We start from the raw sequence: 1,699 nt of genomic DNA on the forward strand, positions 1-1,699 counted from the left end.
TCATCAATCATCAATCATCAATCATCAATCATCAATCATCAATCATCAATCATCACTTCACGCCCTGCCAACCGGAAACGTCAACACTTCAGAAATTGATTCCGCAGCAACGCTGAGCATCAACAACCGATCCACGCCGAGGGCGACACCGGCACAGGCCGGCATGCCGTTTTCGAGTGCCTCGATCAGCCGCCGGTCAATGGGGACGACGGGCAAGCCGGCCGCTTCGCGTTTCTGGTTGTCGGCAAGGAAGCGTTGTTGTTGTTCATGGGCATTGGTCAGTTCACGAAAACCGTTTGCCAGCTCCATGCCGTCCACAAAACACTCGAAGCGATCGGCTACGCGCGGGTCTTCGGCCTTGATACAAGCCAGTGCCGCCTGCGAGGCCGGGTAGTCATAGATAAAGACCATGCCCGCCAGCTTCGGCATCACGACCTGGTCTATCAACAGGTCCAGCCAGCCATCCCGGTCTTCGTTATCCAGCCCGACGACTTCCGCCAGGCCGTGGTGGCGTGCGCAAGCATGTATAACCGGCATCGCCGCGCCCAGGGGGTCAAAACCGGCATGCTCGAGAAAGGCCTGCTGATAGCTTATGCGCCGCGCACCGTGCACCTGCCCGGGCAATACCTCAACGAGCAATGCCTCAACTTCATCCATAAGGCGGTGGTGATCATAATCCGGTCGATACCACTCCAGCATGCTGAACTCGGGGTTATGTCGCTGCCCGGCCTCGCCATCGCGAAACACCTTGCACAGCTGGTAGATAGCCCCGCTGCCGGCGGCCAGCAGGCGCTTCATGGCGAACTCGGGCGAGGTCTGTAAAAACATCTTTCCACCGGGCGGGGCGCCCGGGCCAGCGTAATGTGTCACAAAGCTGGTGATTTGCGGATCAGTATTGCCCGCCGCGGACATAACGGGGGTTTCCACCTCCAGTACGTCACGGGCACGAAAAAACGCGCGGATCTGCTGGAGCAGGGCCGCGCGTTTTGCCAGCATCGGTAACGATGCCGTCGGTCGCCAATCGCTGTCAGCCATCTTCCTTGGCGCGGGAGACATACTCACCGGTACGCGTATCGACCTTGAGCAATTCACCCTCATTGATAAACAGCGGCACGCGTACCACGGCACCGGTTTCCAGGGTCGCCGGCTTGCCGCCGCCGCCGGAGGTGTCGCCACGCACGCCGGGATCGGTCTCCGTGACCTTGAGGACGGTAAAGTTGGGCGGTGTCACCGTCAGCGGCGAGCCATTCCACAGCGTTACCGTGTACATATCCTGCTCCTTGAGCCATTTTATGGCATCACGCACGGCGTTTTCATCGGCCCCCACCTGTTCGAAGCTGTCCGGATCCATGAAATACCAGAACTCGCCATCGTTATAGAGATACTGCATCTCGGTATCCATGACATCCGCCGCCTCGACAGACTCACCGGATTTGTAGGTGCGGTCAATGACCCGCCCCGTCTTCAGGTTACGGATCTTGACGCGGTTAAAGGCCTGGCCCTTGCCCGGTTTGACAAATTCATTCTCGACAATGGCGCAGGGGTCCCCGTCGATCATCAGTTTAAGGCCACTGCGAAATTCATTGGTACTGTAGCTTGCCATGCTGTCCTCTCAATAATTACGGCTCTTCGGAAAAATTAGTGGGTAAAAATATAGCGAATTTGGAGCAATAGAGATAGTTTTCTGGAAATTGGAGGG

The 1,699-nt window shown here is 57.3% G+C and carries 2 protein-coding genes; both read right to left on the reverse strand.

Annotated elements, in window-relative coordinates; all coding sequences use genetic code 11:
- Positions 1-57: 57 nt before the first annotated feature.
- On the reverse strand, positions 58-1,035 hold the full coding sequence (gene epmA, locus RQ738_RS13045) for an elongation factor P--(R)-beta-lysine ligase (RefSeq protein ID WP_314165732.1): 978 nt from the start codon (positions 1,033-1,035) through the stop codon (positions 58-60).
- On the reverse strand, positions 1,028-1,603 hold the full coding sequence (efp, locus tag RQ738_RS13050; RefSeq protein WP_314165733.1) for an elongation factor P: 576 nt from the start codon (positions 1,601-1,603) through the stop codon (positions 1,028-1,030). The genes epmA and efp overlap by 8 nt, the downstream gene beginning before the upstream one ends.
- Between the last annotated feature and the right edge of the window lie 96 nt (positions 1,604-1,699).

It is taken from the genome of Sulfuriflexus sp. (assembly GCF_032250955.1).
Taxonomy (GTDB): domain Bacteria; phylum Pseudomonadota; class Gammaproteobacteria; order AKS1; family AKS1; genus Sulfuriflexus.

Bases quoted from the DNA above. Each gene is read 5' to 3' on its own strand.
- epmA (WP_314165732.1), bottom strand. From the start codon at position 1,035: ATGGCTGACAGCGATTGGCGACCGACGGCATCGTTACCGATGCTGGCA.
- efp (WP_314165733.1), bottom strand. From the start codon at position 1,603: ATGGCAAGCTACAGTACCAATGAATTTCGCAGTGGCCTTAAACTGATG.